This window comes from Bacillus sp. GZB, from assembly GCF_001975995.1.
In the GTDB taxonomy this organism is placed as follows: domain Bacteria; phylum Bacillota; class Bacilli; order Bacillales; family Bacillaceae; genus Bacillus; species Bacillus velezensis.
This window is the reverse complement of the sequence record NZ_MTQG01000016.1, coordinates 1-17,427: the sequence shown is the minus strand read 5'-3', so window position 1 is coordinate 17,427 and position 17,427 is coordinate 1. Positions and strand designations below refer to the sequence as shown.

Sequence of the window (17,427 nt, the reverse complement as noted above, 5' to 3'; positions counted from 1 at the left end):
TGTTTCTTTTCCTTATCTGAAAAAAGCGATACACTAGTATAAAAGAAGGGAGTGGCAGTGATGAGATTAGAAGGCAAAAAAGTCATAGCGCTTGTCAGTGACGATTTTGAAGACTTAGAGCTTTGGTATCCCGTCTACCGGCTGAGAGAGGAAGGCGCGATCGTTCATTTAATAGGAGAAGAAGCGGGCCGTTCATACAAAGGAAAATACGGCGTGCCCGCGACGGCGGATTACGATTTTAAGAGCCTGATTATTCAGGAGTATGACGCCGTGCTCGTGCCTGGCGGCTGGGCTCCTGACAAACTGCGAAGATATCCCGAAGTTTTGGACATCATCCGTACGATGAACGAGCAGAAAAAGCCGATCGGCCAGATCTGTCATGCGGGCTGGGTGCTCATATCTGCCGGAATTCTCGCAGGAAAAAAAGTAACGAGCACGCCCGGCATCAAAGACGACATGACAAATGCAGGGGCACAGTGGCTGGATGAAGCAGTCGTAACTGACGGCCACATTGTATCAAGCCGTCGCCCGCCCGACCTTCCGCAGTATGCAAAAGCGTTTGCTGACCTGTTAGCGTCCAAATAAAAAACATCCGCCCGAATCCGGGCGGATGTTTTTAGTTTTGATCGGCGGGAAAGACAATTCCGATTTGTTTTCTCGCTTCCTCCATAATGCTTGCCGTAATGAAAGAACGTTCAAATGTATTTTCGGAAGACTCCCGCTGTCCGTTTCGAAGAAGATTGATGAATTCATCCGTTTCGTAGTACATCGACGGTTTCAGATCAGGGACTGAAATGTCTTCCGTCCGTCCGTCACGATAGCGGATTTCCGCCCGTTCCGGTCCGTGAATGCTGTCCAGCACGATCGTGCCGTCTTCACCCTGAATTTCCGCCGGGGCAAACGAATTTGAGATTTTCGAATGCATCAGCACCGCTTCAAATCCGTCGTATGACAGAATGACCGTGCCTTCGCCGTCAACGCCGGATGAGAGTTTATGACCGGTCGCAATGACGTTTTTCGGTTTGCCGAACAGGACGACGGCCGGATAAATGCAGTACACGCCGATGTCCATTAACGAACCGTTCGATAATTCAGGCTTAAACGCGTTTAGCACCGTACCGTTTTTATATGCATCATATCGTGATGAATATTGGCAGTAACTTGCCGTGAATCTCCTGACGGGTCCGATTTTATGTAAGTGGTTTTGAAGCATGCTGAAGTTCGGCAGGAACGTTGTTTTCATGGCTTCCATCAAGAGAACGCCGTTCGTTTTGGCTGCGTGAATCATTTCATCCGTTTCCCTTGCGTTAGACGCAAACGGTTTTTCGCACAGTACATGCTTGCCGTGTTCCATAAAAAGGACCGCCTGCTCTTTGTGAAATGCATTCGGGCTGGCGAGATACACCGCGTCATAGGCTTCGCTTTCCGCCATTTCTTTCAGGCTGGTGAAATAACGAGAAGCGCCGTGTTTGCCGGCGAATTCCGCCGCGCGTTCCTCAGTTCTGGAATAAACCGCCGTTAATTGAAAATCATCAATAGCAGAAGCCGCCTCCAGAAATCGTTCTGTAATCCAATTCGTTCCGACTGTTGCAAATCGAATCATTGCTATCGCTCCTTCTATGTATTGGCTTACATTATAGCTTTTTTTCTGAGAAACATAAATGGAAAAAAGGCTGGCAGCTAAAGAGAAAGGAAAAATTCCCATAGAGATCGGTTATTATTTTTCATTACAGGAACGATAGTGTACAATTTAAGTAAAATACATATGATGGAGGAACAATAGTGGAAACATTGCAAACATGGGGCGGCAGATTTAAACAGTTTTTCTTAGACAATAAATTTGTCTTGTTTTTGCTTGTATTGCTGCTCATCGGTCTCAATATCCTTGTCTTTATGAAGACATCATTTATTTTCACACCCATTATCGTCCTGCTTAAAACGATTGCGCTCCCCGTCATTTTGACAGGAATCGTTTATTATCTGCTTAATCCGATCGTAGATATATTGGAAAAAATAAGAGTGAAAAGAGTCTATTCCATCCTGCTCCTTTACCTCATTATTATAGGGCTGATTACGATTACGGTCGTTTCAATTATTCCGTTTTTAAAGGAACAGATCATGAGCCTGATCGACAATCTGCCGAAATATGTGGATATTGTTGAAGATCAGACGAAAAGCCTGATCGGAAGCGATTTTGTAAATCAGGCGCAAAAGACGATGAATATCAACATTTCCGATCTTGCTAATAAAGTATCGGCGCAGGCGGCGACAATTGCAAACAGCACATTTACCGGGGTCGGGAATTTTATCGGCGCGCTGACGGAAGTAATTATTTCAATTGTGACCGTGCCGTTTATTCTGTTCTATTTGCTGAAAGACGGCAAAAAACTGCCAATCTATATCTTAAAGTTTGTGCCCACCCGTCTGAAAGAACAAACGTATACGATGCTTAGTGAAATGAACCACAGATTAAGCTCCTATATTAGAGGACAGGTCATCGTCAGCTTCTGCATCGGGTTTTTATTATTTATCGGCTATCTGATTATCGGACTTGATTATGCGTCACTGCTTGCGGTCATTGCCGCTTGTACGAGCGTTGTTCCGTATTTAGGGCCGACCATTGCCATCACGCCGGCGATTATTATCGCGTTGGTCACTTCGCCCCTTATGCTGCTGAAGCTTGCGATTGTATGGACCGTTGTCCAGCTCGTGGAAGGGAAATTAATTTCGCCGCAGATCATGGGGAAAAATCTTCACATTCACCCGATTACCATCATCTTTGTTCTTTTAACCGCCGGAAAGCTGTTCGGGGTTGTCGGCATTATTTTAGCCATCCCGGGGTATGCGGTCATCAAAGTGGTCACGACCCATCTGTTTGATTGGTTCAAAATGCGTTCGCATTTATATGAAGAAGAAAAAAATGATGCTGGATCGAAGTCATAAAATCGGAACGGATATGATATTTATTATAAGACAGGCTTTCCTTCAGAGGAGAGCTTCTCTTTTGTAAATGATGAATGAAGGGAAGAATGGGATGACACTATGGGAGATGTTCACAGCAGCCGTTTTGGGAATCGTGGAAGGGCTGACGGAGTATGCGCCGGTTTCTTCCACGGGACATATGATCATAGCGGATGACATCTGGCTGAAATCCGGAAGCCTGATGAATCCGGAAGCCGCCAATTCCTTCAAAGTGGTGATTCAGCTCGGTTCGATTCTGGCGGTGGCCATTGTGTTTAAGGATCGGATATTACATTTACTCGGCCTCAAAAAAAACGTCACGCGCGATCAGCAGAAGGGATACAGGCTGACCATCGCGCAAATCGCCGTCGGTCTTGTTCCGGCGGCGGTGCTCGGCTTTTTATTTGAGGATTTCATTGACCGCTATTTATTCTCCGTCAGAACGGTCGCTTACGGATTAATTGCCGGAGCCGTGCTTATGCTTATAGCGGACTGGATCAATAAAAGGAAAGAAACGATCGATACGGTGGACAGAATCACCTACAAACAGGCTTTCTGTGTCGGATTATTCCAGTGTCTCGCCTTATGGCCCGGATTTTCCCGCTCAGGCTCAACGATTGCCGGAGGTGTCATTGTCGGCTTGAATCACCGGGCAGCCGCAGACTTCACATTTATTATGGCTATTCCGATTATGGCGGGCGCAAGCCTTCTGAAGCTGGTGAAATACTGGAGCAGTCTTTCTTATGACATGATTCCGTTTTTTCTAGTCGGCTTTATCTGCGCCTTTGTCGTCGCCCTCTTAGTCGTCAAGTTTTTTCTTCGGCTTATTAACCGGATTAAGCTTGTCCCGTTCGCCATTTACCGTGTCATCCTCGGCATCATTTTAATCATGCTCGTGCGATAAACGAAGAGGCCCCCCGGAGGGTCTTCTTTTTATGTTCGAAAAACGTCTCAGGAAAATATGAGCAAACTGAATTTTCTGCTTGAAATTCATATAAGACTCGTCTATAATAAAATATGACGTTACAGCACGGGGCCATAGCTCAGCTGGGAGAGCGCTACGCTGGCAGCGTAGAGGTCAGGGGTTCGAGCCCCCTTGGCTCCATACCTTTAAACCCTTATTCTATAAATAAGGGTTTTTTTGTTTTTTCATCTTCTGCGGCAGCCTCTATGTTCTGCTTCATTTCTAACAACTCAAAATAAAGGAAAGAGAGAAAATGAAAAAGAAAATCTATCTTCTACTAACTCTTTCAGCGGCACTGGCACTTCTTTTAACAGCGCTCCCGGCTCTTTCTCCCGTCGTCTTCACGTCTGCTTCAGAAAAAGGAGCCATCAGGCATGACATTTATAAAAAAGGATATCCGTATCAAAGCTACTTTGCGATTCTTCGAAAAGAAGAAGGCGGCGGAGAGGCCGGGAACCTTTATTATGTAAATTGGTTCAATTGGAAAGATGATACCGGACAGACGCCGCACGTATGTTATTCAAAAAAATCGTCCGAAGGCGAGTACAAAGTAAGCTGCGGAACCGGACCGTAATGATCAAGAGCCCCTCTTCAATGAGGGGCTCTTTCTGTCGATGCCGCTCTGGCTCTCCGTTTAATATCCCCAATATAACGGCGTATCATAATGCCGATACGGATCATTCGGATAATGCGTATTTGGCTGATAAGGCGTATTCATATCATGAATACCCGTGTTTTCAGTCTGTCCGCAGTATTTATCGGGACCTATCACAGTTGATTGCCGGATCGGGGAAACGGCTTTTTCCCACTCATGCTCATTCAGACAGTACGTATGCGCCATGATCTCAGGCGGCGTCAGACGGAGAATATCCGAGCCGTATATCACTTCAGGCGAAGGGGCGTCAAATATGGCCAAAAGGTGGGTTCTGTCTGAAGTGGCGACTTCATAATGCCACCACCCCTGCGGAACATTCGCCACTTGTCCTGAAGAGATCGGATAATTCCGTATTTTCTGGGTGAACGGATTCAGCATCGACACCACCGCGGAACCCGAAATACAGTACACCAATTCAGCGGCATTTTGATGGGTATGCGGTTCAATCACATTTGTTTTGCTCAGAAAGATATCTAATAATGAAATATTTTCAAGCGTGTTTAACTGTTTAATCCCCAATACATTGATAAAGTTCCGAGCATCTTTCGTAAAAAAACGGCTCTCATTCACATCATAAGTGAACTGTGTATTCGGAGACGTGTAATCGATATCGGAAACCATGCACTCCCCCGCTTTCATCTTTAAACGTATATTCCCAAATATATGTGTCCCTGTTTCACCGGGTGATAAAAAAAGGAGGTGAAATCCATAAATTCCAAATCCAACACAATATTGTGACGACTTTTTTAAAGATTCATTTTAAATATATCTTTTATTCAAAATATCTCTTACTATAAAGATATATTGAAAATACATCTTTAGAAGGGTTGAGGATTAACATGCTGGATGAGAGAACAATAGACATCATCAAAAGCACAGTACCCGTATTGAAAACACATGGAGAAAACATCACCGGACGCTTTTATAACCTGATGTTTCAAGATCATCCCGAACTGTTAAATATGTTTAACCAAACGAACCAAAAGAAACAGACTCAGCGCGCAGCATTGGCAAATGCAGTCATTGCGGCTGCGGCGAATATTGATCAATTAGAACAAATCATTCCGGCGGTCAGACAGATCGGCCATAAACACACAAGCATCGGTGTAAAACCGGAACATTATCCGATTGTCGGAAAGTATCTGCTTCTGGCAATTAAGGATGTGCTGCAGGATGCCGCAACTCCTGAGATTATGCAGGCATGGGAAAAAGCTTACGGTGTTATTGCGGAGGCTTTCATCGGCATTGAAAAAGACATGTACAATGAAGCCGGATGGCAGGGGTATAAAGAATTTACGGTTATACAGAAAACGAAAGAAAGCAAAGATATCACATCATTTTATATCAAACCGAGTGACGGCTCTTCGCTTCCTGGATTTGAAGCGGGACAATATATCAGCATTAAAGTGCGGATTGCGGATTCTCCTTATACGCACATTCGCCAATACAGCCTGTCTGATGCTTCTCAAAAAGGGGCATATCGGATTTCTGTGAAAAAGGACGGAGCGGTTTCTTCTCATCTCCACAATGAAGTTCAAGAGGGAGATAAACTTGAAGTCAGCGCACCCGCCGGGGATTTCAAGCTGTCTTCTGCCGAAAAACCGGTTGTTCTTATCAGTGCCGGTTCCGGAATCACGCCGATGATGAGCATGCTGAAAACAGCCGCCGAAAAACAGCTGGAGCGTTCCGTTACTTTTATTCATGCCGCGAAAAACGGAGAGTACGCCGCGTTCCGCAAAGAGGCTGAACAAGCTGCGGAGAATCATCCGAATATTAACGTCATTTATGTATACAGTGAACCGGCAGAACAAGACCGCTCAGGAGACAAGCCTTTTTACAGCGGCCGGATTGATCAAACCTTCCTGGAGCAGCTTCATCTGAATCAAGATGCTGAATTTTACTTGTGCGGATCAGCGCAGTTTATGACGCAAATGAAAGACATGATTCTTGCACTCGGGTTTGACTCTGATTCCGTTCAATATGAATTGTTTGGCCCTCAGCTGAGCATGGCATAACAAAAAAGACTCCTCAAAGAGGAGTCTTTTTTATTTGCGCAATGTGTTCTTTCTCCGTCTTTTTCCCTATTTTATTGAAATTTTCATCAATGACCAGTAAAATTATAAATCTAGTGATTCCGGAATTAAAGGAAGGTTGATATGAAAAAGAAAGCAAAGACCAAAAGGGTGCTTGGGTGCCTTTTTGCTGTATCTCTTATATTCGGATTATTTCTGGTATCAATGGTGTTTTCGAAATTCATAGTGACGGAAGAAAAACCGCCTGAAGAGGTGGACGAGCAGCAGGTCTTTATTGACAGCCTTTCCGGGCATGCTCAAATTTTATATGAGAAATATCATGTCCTTCCGAGCATCACCCTCGCACAGGCCATTCTCGAATCGGACTGGGGGAACAGTGAGCTTGCGGGGAAAGCGCGCAACCTGTTCGGTGTAAAAGGTGATTATAAAGGAAAACACGTCACGATGAAAACGGATGAATTTGAAAAAGGAAAACGAAAAACGATTCGGGCAAAATTCCGTAAATACAGCACGTTTTTTGAATCAATGGATGACCATGCCAAATTATTTGTCAACGGAACGTCTTGGAATAAAAAGAAGTACAAGCCCGTCATTGAAGCGGACAATTATAAAACTGCGGCGGCTGCCCTTCAAAAATCCGGCTACGCCACAGACCCCGGCTATGCTGAAAAAATTAAAGATGTCATAGAAACCTATAACCTGAATGAATATGACAAAATCAATGCCTCTCTTAAAGCAGTTGATATGAAAGGCGCCATCAAAGACCACGCCATTGAAGACGTGTGGTCCAAGCCGTCAAAAGAGCGGCATTCTATTAAACTGGCATCGGCGCAAAAGTTTACCGGCGAGCATATTAAAGTCGTATCTGAAAAACAAAACGGAGAATCCGTCTGGTACCAAATTCAAGTGAAAGATGAGCTGATCGGCTGGGTTGACCAAACCGCCGTCCAGTTAAGTGAAGAAACATAAGCATCAAAAAAAGCCGGCAGCCCGCCGGCTTTTTTACATTCCTTCAGTTTCAAACCTTTTAATATCACGTTTATGCCCCATCAGCACAAGGCAGTCACATTCATGAATGACAGTCTCCGGAGAAGGGGACAGCTGAATGTCTCCATTATGTTTCAAGGCGAGAATGGTGCAGCCGAATCTGGCCCGGACGCCGAGATCAAGAATGGATTTTAAATGCAGCTTTTTCGTGGCTGAAAGCTCCACAATGCTGTATTCATCTGACAAATCAATGTAATTTAAGACATTTTCATCTGAAAGGCTTTGCGCAATCCGCACGCCCATATCCTTTTCGGGATGGATAATACGATCAGCACCGATCTTTTCAAGCACTTTGTGATGATAATAGTTTTGCGCTTTCACCCAAATATTAGGGATGTTCAGCTCCTTCAATAACAGCGTCGTCAGCGTGCTTGCCTGAATGTTGGCGCCGATTGCTACGATGACATATTCAAAATTTCTGATGCCGAGCGACTGAAGCTCGCTTTCTTCCGTTGAATTTGCCCGCACAGCATGCGTGGCATAAGAGGAGTATGCGTTGACCCGCTCTTCGCTGATATCGACCGCAAGCACCTCATGCCCCATTTTAAAAAGCTCTTTACAGATGCTTCCGCCGAAACGGCCGAGTCCGATGACGGCAAATTGTTTATTTTTGATTTTTCCCAATCCTCATAACTCCTTAAGAAACTGTTTTCGTCACTCCAAATACAACAAACAAGAATGTACTCCTGTTTCAAGGGTTTGTCAATGCGCGGGCCGGAAGAAAGAAAACAGCACAAAAAAAAGACCGGCTGACAAGCGATGGGCTTGTGCCGGTCTTTTTTCGCAATTATTAGCAGTCGCAAGGCTGTGTCGGCGGTGTGCTGCGTTTTTGAACAACAATTGTGTCCTCAGCATAGAATTTAGAGCCGATGCTTAATGATTTATTTTCTGCACGGAACTTATATGTACCTGCAGCAGGCAATGTTTTATTATTAAGAGAAAGCTTAAATTCCGCTGCGCCGAGCAAATCAATGTTTAACGGAAGTCTGACTGTTTTGCCGTTATTCAGAATCTGTCTTTCACGCAAAGCGTGTCCGTTGACTGTATCTTTTGTAGTAGCCGCAAATCCGCTAGGAAGGGTAAATTCCATAACGCCTAAGCTCAGGATCGTGTTCGGACGGTACGTCAATTCGATATCAGAAAATGACCATTCCTGCTGGCTGGCACCTGTATATTTTGCAAATAAGGTAGCAGTCGCTTTCGTGGACATTTCCGGCTCGTGAACGGTTGAGCCTGACTCAGCGGCGAATGACGCTGTCGGCAGAGAAAGAAGCAAAACCAGGCCGAATAAGCTTGCCATGACAGTTGAGAAAAATTTCTGTTTCATTTTAAATCCCCCTAAAAAAAATTTGCTGATTGTTCTTAAAAAAGAACGACCATACCTATAAAAATTTACCATCAATTTTAATGGAAGTAAATGGGGTTATGTTCCTATATTTTCTCAAAAATAATCAAATCACGACAAAAAACGCCTGATTTTGATTCAGGCGTTTTTTTCGTCCGTTTCTATCGGAATAAATTTAAAAATCTCCCCGCTCTGAACCGAGTCGGCGAGACGCTTCAGCCAATGATAATAAGCTTTCGAACTTTCAAGCTGATCATGTAACTGCCGCGCTTCTTCCTGTAATTCCGCGTTGCCTTTCTCGGCCAGCAAAACGGACTGCAAATCCGCCTGGGCCTGTTCAATGGCGGACAAATTCACCTGAACTTCACGATCCCATTTCGGCGGGAAGAAATTCGTAAAAAACGTAAAGAAATCTTTTTCCGCTACAAACGTATGCTTCCGTGTGCCGCGGTGAAAGGTTTTTTTGACTACATTTAAATCCTGCAGCTTTTTGACGCCTGTGCTCATACTCGGTTTGCTCATCTGCAGTTCCTCACGCATTTCGTCAAGCGTCATTTCATCCCTCATATACATTGTTCCGTATAAAATCCCGACACTCCGTGTGATTCCGTAAAGATCCATCGTCTCTGCAATGGAATCAATGACAAGATCCCTGGCTTGTTCTATAGCTGCGAATTCTGGATTCTCATCCATACTGTCCCTCTTTTCCTCTTGAAGTTTAAATTTATTAAGTCATTTCTTTATGTTCTTAATCTTAACGAATCATGACAAAATGTCAAAATCTAAACGGACTGACCGGGTTTTGACAGGCAAAAAAACATATGTTAAATTAATATTGTTAAAAACATTAAATTTTTATTTAACAAACTTACTTTCCGGTAAGGAGGACTTTTATGAGCAAAACGCTTTATATCGGCGGCGAATGGATCAGTGCAGAAAAAAAACAGACCCGCCGTATCATTAATCCATTTAATCAAGAAGAAATTGCAACGGTATGCGAAGGAGACCGGAACGATGCGGTGAAAGCCATCGCCGCAGCCAGAAAAGCATTTGATGAAGGGGAGTGGCCGGTGCTTTCCGGGCTTGAGCGCGGACAATTTGTTCTGAAAATTGCGGAATTAATCAGACGCGATCTGAACGAATTAGCTGAGCTGGAATCGCTCGATACAGGAAAAACGATTGAAGAAAGTAAAGCCGATATGGATGATATCGCAAATGTATTTCAATATTATGCCGGTTTGGCGGATAAAGACGGAGGCGAGGTCATTTCATCTCCGATTCCTGATTCCGTAAGTAAAATCGTCAGAGAGCCCATTGGCGTATGCGGACAAATTACGCCGTGGAACTATCCGCTCCTTCAGGCGAGCTGGAAAATCGCTCCCGCTCTTGCGGCCGGAAACACGATCGTTTTAAAGCCGAGCGAGATTACTCCGCTGACAACCATTAAAGTCTTTCAATTAATAGAAGAAGCCGGTATTCCGAAAGGGGTCGCCAATCTCGTCCTGGGGCCGGGCGCCTCTGTCGGCGACGAGTTGGCGAGAAACCTCGACGTCGATTTGGTCTCTTTTACGGGCGGAATTGAAACAGGCAAAAAAATCATGCAGGCGGCAAGCGGCAATGTGAAAAAGATTGCCCTGGAGCTTGGCGGCAAAAATCCGAATATCGTATTTCAAGATGCAGATCTCGAAACAGCTGCAGATCAAGCGCTGAACGCCGTGTTTTTCCATGCCGGCCAAGTTTGTTCGGCAGGGTCCCGCCTTTTGGTGGACGAAGCTATTCATGATGAATTTTTAGCCGAGCTGATCAAGCGCACGAAACGCATCAAATTAGGAAACGGTTTTCATGAAGATACGGAAAGCGGTCCGCTGATTTCCGCCGAGCATCGGGCCAAAGTCGAAAAATACGTAGAAATCGGTATCGAAGAAGGGGCGAAACTGGAAACAGGCGGCAAACGTCCTGATGATCCCGCCCTTCAAAATGGTTTCTTCTATGAACCTACTATTTTCTCAAACTGCAAGTCTGATATGCGGATAGTCCAAGAGGAGATCTTCGGCCCCGTTTTAACAGTTGAGTCATTTTCTTCTGAAGAAGAAGTGATCAGACTTGCCAACGATACCATTTACGGGCTGGCCGGAGCGGTATGGTCAAAGGATATTGAAAAATGCGAACGCGTAGCCGCCAAACTGCGGATGGGAACGGTATGGATCAATGATTTCCATCCGTATTTCGCACAAGCGCCATGGGGCGGGTACAAACAATCGGGCTTCGGCCGCGAACTCGGCAAAATCGGTCTGGAAGAATACACGGAAATCAAACATATTTACCGCAACACGAAACCTGCACCTGTGAACTGGTTTCAAGCATAACGAGGAGGAGATACAATATGACATTAAATATGAAAGTAGAAAGCATGCATAAATTCCATACATTCGAAATCCCGACAGTCATTAAACACGGAATCGGTGCGATTCAGCACGCGGGAAGTGAAGTCAGAGCGCTTGGTGTCACAAAAGCGCTGCTCGTAACAGACCCGGGAATTTATAACGCGGGAGTGGCAAACCCGGTCATTGAATCTTTACAGGAAGCGGGCATCGAAGTCGTCCTGTTTAACAAAGTGGAGCCGAACCCGCCTGTACGTCTTGTAAACGAAGGATCAGAACTGTATAAAAAAGAAAACTGCAACGGCCTTGTGGCTGTCGGCGGCGGAAGCTCCATGGATACAGCGAAAGCGATCGGAGTAGAAGCGACACACGAAGGAAGCGTGCTTGATTATGAAGCCGCGGAAGGCAAAAAGCCGCTGGAAAACCGTATTCCTCCGCTGACAACGATCCCGACGACTGCGGGAACAGGTTCAGAGGTCACACAATGGGCGGTCATTACAGATGAGGAAAGAGAATTTAAATTCAATACGGGCGGACCGCTTATCGCCGCGCATTTAACGGTCATTGACCCTGAGCTGCACACGTCCATGCCTCCGCATGTGACGGCTATGACAGGTATTGATGCCCTTGCGCACGCCATCGAGTGCTATACGATGAAATTCGCGCAGCCGATCACTGATGCCGTCGCTTTAATGGCCATTGAATATGCGGCGCATTATATTAAGCGCGCGTTTGCGGACGGAGAGGATTTGGAAGCAAGATACGGCATGGCGCAGGCGGCGATGCTTGCCGGCCTTTCATACGGCAGTGAATCAGCAGGCGCGGCGCATGCGATGAGCCAGACGCTCGGCGGCATCATCCCTGTCGCTCACGGACAATGCGTCGCGGCTATGATGGGGCCGGTAATGGAATACAACTGGAAAGGCTATCCGGAAAAATTCGCCCGCATCGCCAAAGCATTCGGAATCGATACAAGCAACATGACAACCGAAGAGGCGGCAAAAGCGTCCGTCAACTGGATGTATGATCTTGTGAAAGATTTAGAGGTACCGAGTTTAGAAGAACAAGGTGTGTCTCCGGACATGATTGAACGTTTATCAAAAGAAGCTATGAAAGATCCGCAAACTTTCGGAAATCCAAGAGATTTGAATGAGAAAGCATACAACTGGATTTACAAACGCTGCTTCGACTTAACGCCGAAAACGGTATAATAAATGAACCCCGCTCCTTTACAGAGCGGGGTTTTTTAAGGATAATGTCAAGAAAAAGGCGGTGGTGGCTGATGTGGAAACGCATAACAGCAAAGACGGAAGGCGTATATATAGCGGATACCGAACAATTTGTTACCAAAAAGATGGACAAGCTTCGTGCGGAATACGGCGGGTTTCCCGGTGACCTGCATTTCGGACTGACAAAAAAGGCCGGCGCGCGTGAGCCGATGTATGAAAGAGGAACAGAAATTTTTAACCGGAGACAAATTTCAATCGTGTCCATGGAGGAATGTGATGACATTGCGGAGAAGATGGGGATTTCTCATATCTTTCCCGAATGGCTCGGCGCTAATATCGCAATCAGCGGTTTTTCTGCACTGACGCCGCTTAAAGAAGGAAGCAGAATGATATTTCCAAGCGGTGCGTCTCTGTTGTGCGAGGGAGAAAATGATCCGTGCATTCAGCCGGGAGAAGTCATTCAATCCTTTTATCCGGATCAGCCAAAACTCGCCGCGGCGTTTGTGAGGCACGCGATGGGCAGAAGAGGAATTGTCTGTATTGTTGAACGCCCGGGTGATATATGCACGGGCGATGCGGTCACCCTCCATTCTTATGAACCGACACGCGCCAAGAAAAAAATCGAGAAGGTCTGATTCAGACCTTTTCGATTTTTTGTTTGATTTCTTTTATTTGATTAATGTGACGCTTTTCATGATGGCCGATAAAATCAATCCACTGGCGGATCGTCAGTTCTTGAAAAACAGGATGCGGAAGCACACGTTCTAAGTCTTCCTCGTTTAATGATGAAATAACTGCGGTCAGCTGCTGTCTTGCCGTATCTAATTCTTGTTTTGCTTCAATGACTGATATTCGGTTTTGCTCAGGTTCGAGGTGTGACGGAGCCGGCCGTTTATTTGTTCTGTCCTCTATAAACTCCATCGGTTGTTCTTCTATTTCTTTTAACGGTGCGTCTTTTGCCTGCTTTGATAAAAGGGTCTGCGCTGTTTCGTCAATTTTCTTTAAATGGTCAAGGACTTCCCGCACGCTCCACTCATCAGCCGCGGGCTTTCGGTTGAATTCCTCATCAGAGAGTCCTTTCAGTTCTTCCCAGGTCTGCTGTCTTGCTTCATTAAAAATGCTCATCCTATCTCCTCCTTTAGAGTAAACATATCATATCCGGATTGGATAATCATGTAATCAGCCTCACTTATCAGAAAATTGAAACCATTCACCTTTACATCCGTATATAAAGTAACACTCCACACCTCGGCCGAAAGGAGGATAGAATGTGGACATATTTCATCTGCCGCTTGAAACGGTCTATCTTTACACATTGATTATTTCGGGAAGTCTCACGCTTTTGATTCTGTTTTTTCAAGATGTGTTTCACGGCCTCTCGGAAGCCATTCCTGTTTCATTTTTAAACCCTGCATTGATTCTGTCTTTTTTAACAATCTTTTCAGCCTCAGGTTATATCGGCGAAATCGCCGCTCCGCTATCAAGTTCTGTCATTGCGTTGCTTTCATTTGTTCTTTCGGTTCTTTTGGTCAGCCTGCTTCACTTCTTCGTCCTTGTCCCGCTTTCATCAGCGGAAGAATCGCTCGCTTATCGGGAGACGGATTTAAAGGGCAGAGTCGGCAGGGTCATTACTTCCGTCCCGAAAGACGGCTATGGAGAAGTGATCATAGAGGGAATAGGGGGCGCCATTTCTAAATCAGCCGTCAGCTTTGATCAAGAACAGATCAAGTACGGAACTGCCGTATTAGTGATTGACGTGAAAGACGGAGTGCTTTTTGTGACGCCGCATGAACCAATCTGATATCTAAGGGGGAACTGTTATGACTATGCCGATTATCATCGTTATCGGAATCGTATTCTTTTTACTCATCGCACTTATTGCTGTATTTATTACGAAGTACCGGACGGCGGGGCCGGACGAAGCCCTTATCGTGACCGGAAGTTATTTGGGAAATAAGAACGTCCACATTGATGAAGGCGGAAATCGTCTGAAAATCGTCCGGGGCGGGGGAACGTTCGTGCTCCCGGTATTCCAGCAGGCAGAACCTCTCAGTTTACTGTCAAGCAAACTTGATGTCTCTACACCCGAAGTCTATACAGAGCAAGGCGTGCCGGTAATGGCCGACGGAACCGCCATTATTAAAATCGGAGGCTCTATCAGTGAAATCGCAACAGCAGCTGAACAATTTTTGGGGAAATCTAAGGAAGACCGTGAGCAGGAGGCGCGGGAGGTGCTGGAAGGCCATCTGCGCTCCATCCTCGGCTCCATGACCGTTGAAGAGATTTATAAAAACAGGGAAAAGTTTTCTCAGGAAGTCCAGCGGGTCGCGTCTCAGGATCTTGCTAAAATGGGGCTCGTGATCGTTTCTTTTACGATTAAAGACGTCCGCGATAAAAACGGCTATCTTGAATCATTAGGTAAGCCGAGAATCGCCCAAGTCAAGCGGGATGCGGACATTGCCACGGCAGAAGCGGATAAAGAGACGAGGATTAAACGCGCGGCCGCTGATAAAGACGCAAAAAAATCAGAGCTGGAGCGGGCGACGGAAATAGCTGAAGCGGAAAAAATCAATCAGCTGAAAATGGCGGAATACAGAAGAGAGCAGGATACAGCAAAAGCCAATGCCGACCAGGCATATGATCTTGAAACAGCAAAAGCCCGCCAGCAGGTGACAGAGCAGGAAATGCAAATTAAAATTATTGAGCGGCAAAAGCAGATTGAATTGGAGGAAAAAGAAATTCTGCGCCGTGAGCGCCAATATGACTCTGAAGTGAAGAAAAAAGCCGATGCCGACCGTTACTCGGTGGAACAAGCGGCCGAAGCCGCAAAAGCGAAGCAGCTCGCGGAAGCGGATGCCGAGCAGTACAGTATCGAAGCGATGGCCAAGGCGGAAGCGGAACGCGTGAGAATTGACGGTCTTGCTAAAGCGGAGGCTGAAAAGGCGAGAGGAGAAACCGAAGCGGAAGTCATCCGCCTGAAAGGTCTCGCAGAAGCGGAAGCTAAAGAAAAAATCGCCGAAGCATTCGAAAAATACGGGCAGGCTGCAATCCTTGATATGATTGTGAAAATGCTGCCTGAATATGCGAAGCAAGTCTCAGCGCCTCTTTCCAACATTGATAAAATAACCGTCGTTGATACGGGAGGAAGCGGTGAAAACGGCGGGGCCAATAAAGTCACAGGCTACGCAACCAATTTAATGGCTGGTCTTCAGGAAAGCTTAAAAGCATCTTCCGGAATCAATGTAAAAGAGCTTATTGAGAATTTTTCAGGCAAAGGAAACATAAAACAAAGTATAAATGAACTTACAAAAGAACTGAGTGATTCGAACGAACGGCACAGCCCGGAATAAAAAAACAGCAGGCGTAAACCGCCTGCTGTTTCAGTTCGTCCGCTTAGCTTCAAGAAGCCGCGGCGCAGTCATGAATAATAAGATAAGGACAATGGCCGAAAGGATAAAAGAAGGAATCATATAAGTCGCGTTATAGACGGACGAATAAATCCATACCGGCGTGCCCTTCGGAGCATAGCTTCCGAAAAAGACAGCTCCGGAGACCACATGTGCCGCATAGCGCAGCACACTGCCGATGAAAACACCGCCTATAACATACATCGTTAAAGCGCCTCTTTTTTTATTCAATGCCGATTCCCGTACACCGGAAGCAAACAAGCCGCTGAAACCGAGAACTGCAAAGGCCGCGATGTAATCAAGAAATAGCTGGACCGGGTGCTGCAAAAACAAATTGCCGATGGCGATCTGGACAATCCCTGTCAAAAAGCCTGTCGTAAGCCCGGCTTTCACTCCCCAGCGGAATGAAATCAAAAAAATCGGAATCATCATAATAGAGACCGAACCGCCTTGGGGCATCCGGAGAAACATACCTGAGACAATGTCCAGAATGACAGCCGCCCCGGTCATAATCGCTATTTCAATTAAGCGCACAAGCCGTGTTGAATGATTCATAGTTTTCCCCCTGGTCAGACAACCGTAACAAGGATAAACAAAAAAGCAGCGCGGGGAAGGATGGGAAAAGGTCCGCGCGCTGCTTGCATAAACTGCAAATCATTTGGCTTTGCCACATCCCTACGCCAGCGTTAACTAACAGGTTCAAAGGGTCAGAACAAAATGTTCACTCTCAGCTTTAATGCTCCCCTTGTGGTCATCAAGTATTTAGTTCAATCTTACTATACAAGAAAATATGCCAAACCACAAGACAGCTTATCTTTCTATAGAAGAGAAACTGAAATAAGTATTAAAGAAAATAATTAATGATTTTTTTAAAAAAACTATTGTCATATTTTCAAAAGGGTGTTATATTATTAAACGTCGCTGATGAACAACAGACAACAACGAAAAGCTTCGCAAACAACTTAAAAAAAGTTGTTGACATAAAAGAAGCTGAGTGGTAAGATAATAAAGCTGCTTCAACAAGCGGTAATGATCTTTGAAAACTAAACAAGACAAAACGTACCTGTTAATTCAAAGTTTTAAATAAATCGCACAGCGATGTGCGTAGTCAGTCAAACTACTTTATCGGAGAGTTTGATCCTGGCTCAGGACGAACGCTGGCGGCGTGCCTAATACATGCAAGTCGAGCGGACAGATGGGAGCTTGCTCCCTGATGTTAGCGGCGGACGGGTGAGTAACACGTGGGTAACCTGCCTGTAAGACTGGGATAACTCCGGGAAACCGGGGCTAATACCGGATGGTTGTTTGAACCGCATGGTTCAGACATAAAAGGTGGCTTCGGCTACCACTTACAGATGGACCCGCGGCGCATTAGCTAGTTGGTGAGGTAACGGCTCACCAAGGC

General features: G+C 45.6%; 18 protein-coding genes, 1 tRNA gene, 1 rRNA gene and 1 riboswitch. Of the genes, 13 read left to right on the top strand and 7 right to left on the bottom strand.

Going from position 1 to position 17,427, the window contains the following annotated elements:
- Window positions 1-60: 60 nt before the first annotated feature.
- Window positions 61-585: a type 1 glutamine amidotransferase domain-containing protein gene (locus tag BXO87_RS05855; protein WP_003152143.1), complete on the top strand. Its 525-nt coding sequence runs from the start codon at window positions 61-63 to the stop codon at window positions 583-585.
- Window positions 586-616: 31 nt separating this feature from the next.
- On the opposite strand, the gene BXO87_RS05850 is transcribed toward BXO87_RS05855, so the two are convergent.
- A complete protein-coding gene (locus tag BXO87_RS05850) occupies window positions 617-1,603 on the bottom strand; it encodes a Gfo/Idh/MocA family protein (protein ID WP_038459615.1) in 987 nt (328 codons plus the stop codon).
- A 179-nt stretch (window positions 1,604-1,782) separates the two neighbouring features.
- Between BXO87_RS05850 and BXO87_RS05845 the strand changes: the two genes are divergently transcribed.
- From BXO87_RS05845 to BXO87_RS05830, 4 genes are all read left to right on the top strand, one after another.
- Window positions 1,783-2,943, top strand: a complete 1,161-nt coding sequence (locus tag BXO87_RS05845) for an AI-2E family transporter (RefSeq protein WP_007408629.1) — start codon at window positions 1,783-1,785, stop codon at window positions 2,941-2,943.
- Window positions 2,944-3,034: 91 nt separating this feature from the next.
- Window positions 3,035-3,865 carry an undecaprenyl-diphosphate phosphatase gene (locus BXO87_RS05840; protein WP_007613337.1) on the top strand — a complete coding sequence of 277 codons (831 nt, stop codon included), beginning with the start codon at window positions 3,035-3,037 and terminating at the stop codon, window positions 3,863-3,865.
- A gap of 128 nt (window positions 3,866-3,993) precedes the next feature.
- Window positions 3,994-4,066 (top strand) — tRNA-Ala (locus BXO87_RS05835).
- A 112-nt stretch (window positions 4,067-4,178) separates the two neighbouring features.
- The gene (locus tag BXO87_RS05830; protein WP_015240452.1) at window positions 4,179-4,499 is read left to right on the top strand and encodes a hypothetical protein; all 321 of its coding nucleotides are present in this window, start codon (window positions 4,179-4,181) and stop codon (window positions 4,497-4,499) included.
- A gap of 60 nt (window positions 4,500-4,559) precedes the next feature.
- Here the strand turns inward: BXO87_RS05830 and BXO87_RS05825 are convergent, their stop codons facing one another.
- Window positions 4,560-5,201 carry a cupin domain-containing protein gene (locus BXO87_RS05825; RefSeq protein WP_038459613.1) on the bottom strand — a complete coding sequence of 214 codons (642 nt, stop codon included), beginning with the start codon at window positions 5,199-5,201 and terminating at the stop codon, window positions 4,560-4,562.
- Window positions 5,202-5,419: 218 nt separating this feature from the next.
- Here BXO87_RS05825 and hmpA point away from each other — a divergent pair, with 218 nt between their 5' ends.
- A complete protein-coding gene (gene hmpA, locus BXO87_RS05820) occupies window positions 5,420-6,595 on the top strand; it encodes an NO-inducible flavohemoprotein (protein ID WP_038459610.1) in 1,176 nt (391 codons plus the stop codon).
- 141 nt (window positions 6,596-6,736) lie between these two features.
- Window positions 6,737-7,582: a glucosaminidase domain-containing protein gene (locus BXO87_RS05815; RefSeq protein ID WP_007613332.1), complete on the top strand. Its 846-nt coding sequence runs from the start codon at window positions 6,737-6,739 to the stop codon at window positions 7,580-7,582.
- A 33-nt stretch (window positions 7,583-7,615) separates the two neighbouring features.
- On the opposite strand, the gene ktrA is transcribed toward BXO87_RS05815, so the two are convergent.
- The 3 genes from ktrA to cudC form a co-directional block, all read right to left on the bottom strand.
- Entirely contained in the window at window positions 7,616-8,284 is a 669-nt protein-coding gene (ktrA, locus tag BXO87_RS05810; protein ID WP_007613331.1) for a potassium uptake protein KtrA, read from the bottom strand.
- A gap of 166 nt (window positions 8,285-8,450) precedes the next feature.
- Window positions 8,451-8,987 carry a biofilm surface layer hydrophobin BslA gene (gene bslA / locus BXO87_RS05805; protein WP_032876869.1) on the bottom strand — a complete coding sequence of 179 codons (537 nt, stop codon included), beginning with the start codon at window positions 8,985-8,987 and terminating at the stop codon, window positions 8,451-8,453.
- Between the two features lie 156 nt (window positions 8,988-9,143).
- Window positions 9,144-9,698 carry a choline uptake/conversion transcriptional regulator CudC gene (cudC, locus tag BXO87_RS05800; protein WP_038459608.1) on the bottom strand — a complete coding sequence of 185 codons (555 nt, stop codon included), beginning with the start codon at window positions 9,696-9,698 and terminating at the stop codon, window positions 9,144-9,146.
- A gap of 200 nt (window positions 9,699-9,898) precedes the next feature.
- Between cudC and betB the strand changes: the two genes are divergently transcribed.
- The 3 genes from betB to BXO87_RS05785 all read left to right on the top strand — a co-directional run bounded on the left by betB (window position 9,899) and on the right by BXO87_RS05785 (window position 13,250).
- A complete protein-coding gene (gene betB / locus BXO87_RS05795) occupies window positions 9,899-11,371 on the top strand; it encodes a betaine-aldehyde dehydrogenase (protein WP_038459606.1) in 1,473 nt (490 codons plus the stop codon).
- A gap of 17 nt (window positions 11,372-11,388) precedes the next feature.
- Complete coding sequence (gene gbsB / locus BXO87_RS05790; RefSeq protein WP_003152181.1) at window positions 11,389-12,597, top strand: choline dehydrogenase; 1,209 nt, start codon at window positions 11,389-11,391, stop codon at window positions 12,595-12,597.
- A 71-nt stretch (window positions 12,598-12,668) separates the two neighbouring features.
- Window positions 12,669-13,250 (top strand): MOSC domain-containing protein, encoded by a 582-nt coding sequence (locus tag BXO87_RS05785; protein WP_038459604.1) that lies wholly within the window; start codon window positions 12,669-12,671, stop codon window positions 13,248-13,250.
- A gap of 1 nt (window position 13,251) precedes the next feature.
- Here BXO87_RS05785 and BXO87_RS05780 read toward each other — a convergent pair whose 3' ends face one another.
- Window positions 13,252-13,740: a DinB family protein gene (locus BXO87_RS05780; RefSeq protein ID WP_032876875.1), complete on the bottom strand. Its 489-nt coding sequence runs from the start codon at window positions 13,738-13,740 to the stop codon at window positions 13,252-13,254.
- A gap of 145 nt (window positions 13,741-13,885) precedes the next feature.
- Here BXO87_RS05780 and BXO87_RS05775 point away from each other — a divergent pair, with 145 nt between their 5' ends.
- Complete coding sequence (locus BXO87_RS05775; protein WP_007410165.1) at window positions 13,886-14,416, top strand: NfeD family protein; 531 nt, start codon at window positions 13,886-13,888, stop codon at window positions 14,414-14,416.
- A gap of 19 nt (window positions 14,417-14,435) precedes the next feature.
- Window positions 14,436-15,965 carry a flotillin family protein gene (locus tag BXO87_RS05770; protein ID WP_032867221.1) on the top strand — a complete coding sequence of 510 codons (1,530 nt, stop codon included), beginning with the start codon at window positions 14,436-14,438 and terminating at the stop codon, window positions 15,963-15,965.
- 30 nt (window positions 15,966-15,995) lie between these two features.
- On the opposite strand, the gene thiT is transcribed toward BXO87_RS05770, so the two are convergent.
- Window positions 15,996-16,577, bottom strand: a complete 582-nt coding sequence (thiT, locus tag BXO87_RS05765) for an energy-coupled thiamine transporter ThiT (RefSeq protein WP_012118271.1) — start codon at window positions 16,575-16,577, stop codon at window positions 15,996-15,998.
- Between the two features lie 100 nt (window positions 16,578-16,677).
- Window positions 16,678-16,778: riboswitch (TPP riboswitch) on the bottom strand.
- Between the two features lie 366 nt (window positions 16,779-17,144).
- On the opposite strand from thiT, the gene BXO87_RS05760 reads away from it, so the two are divergent.
- Window positions 17,145-17,427, top strand: a 16S ribosomal RNA gene (locus tag BXO87_RS05760); the annotation flags it as partial.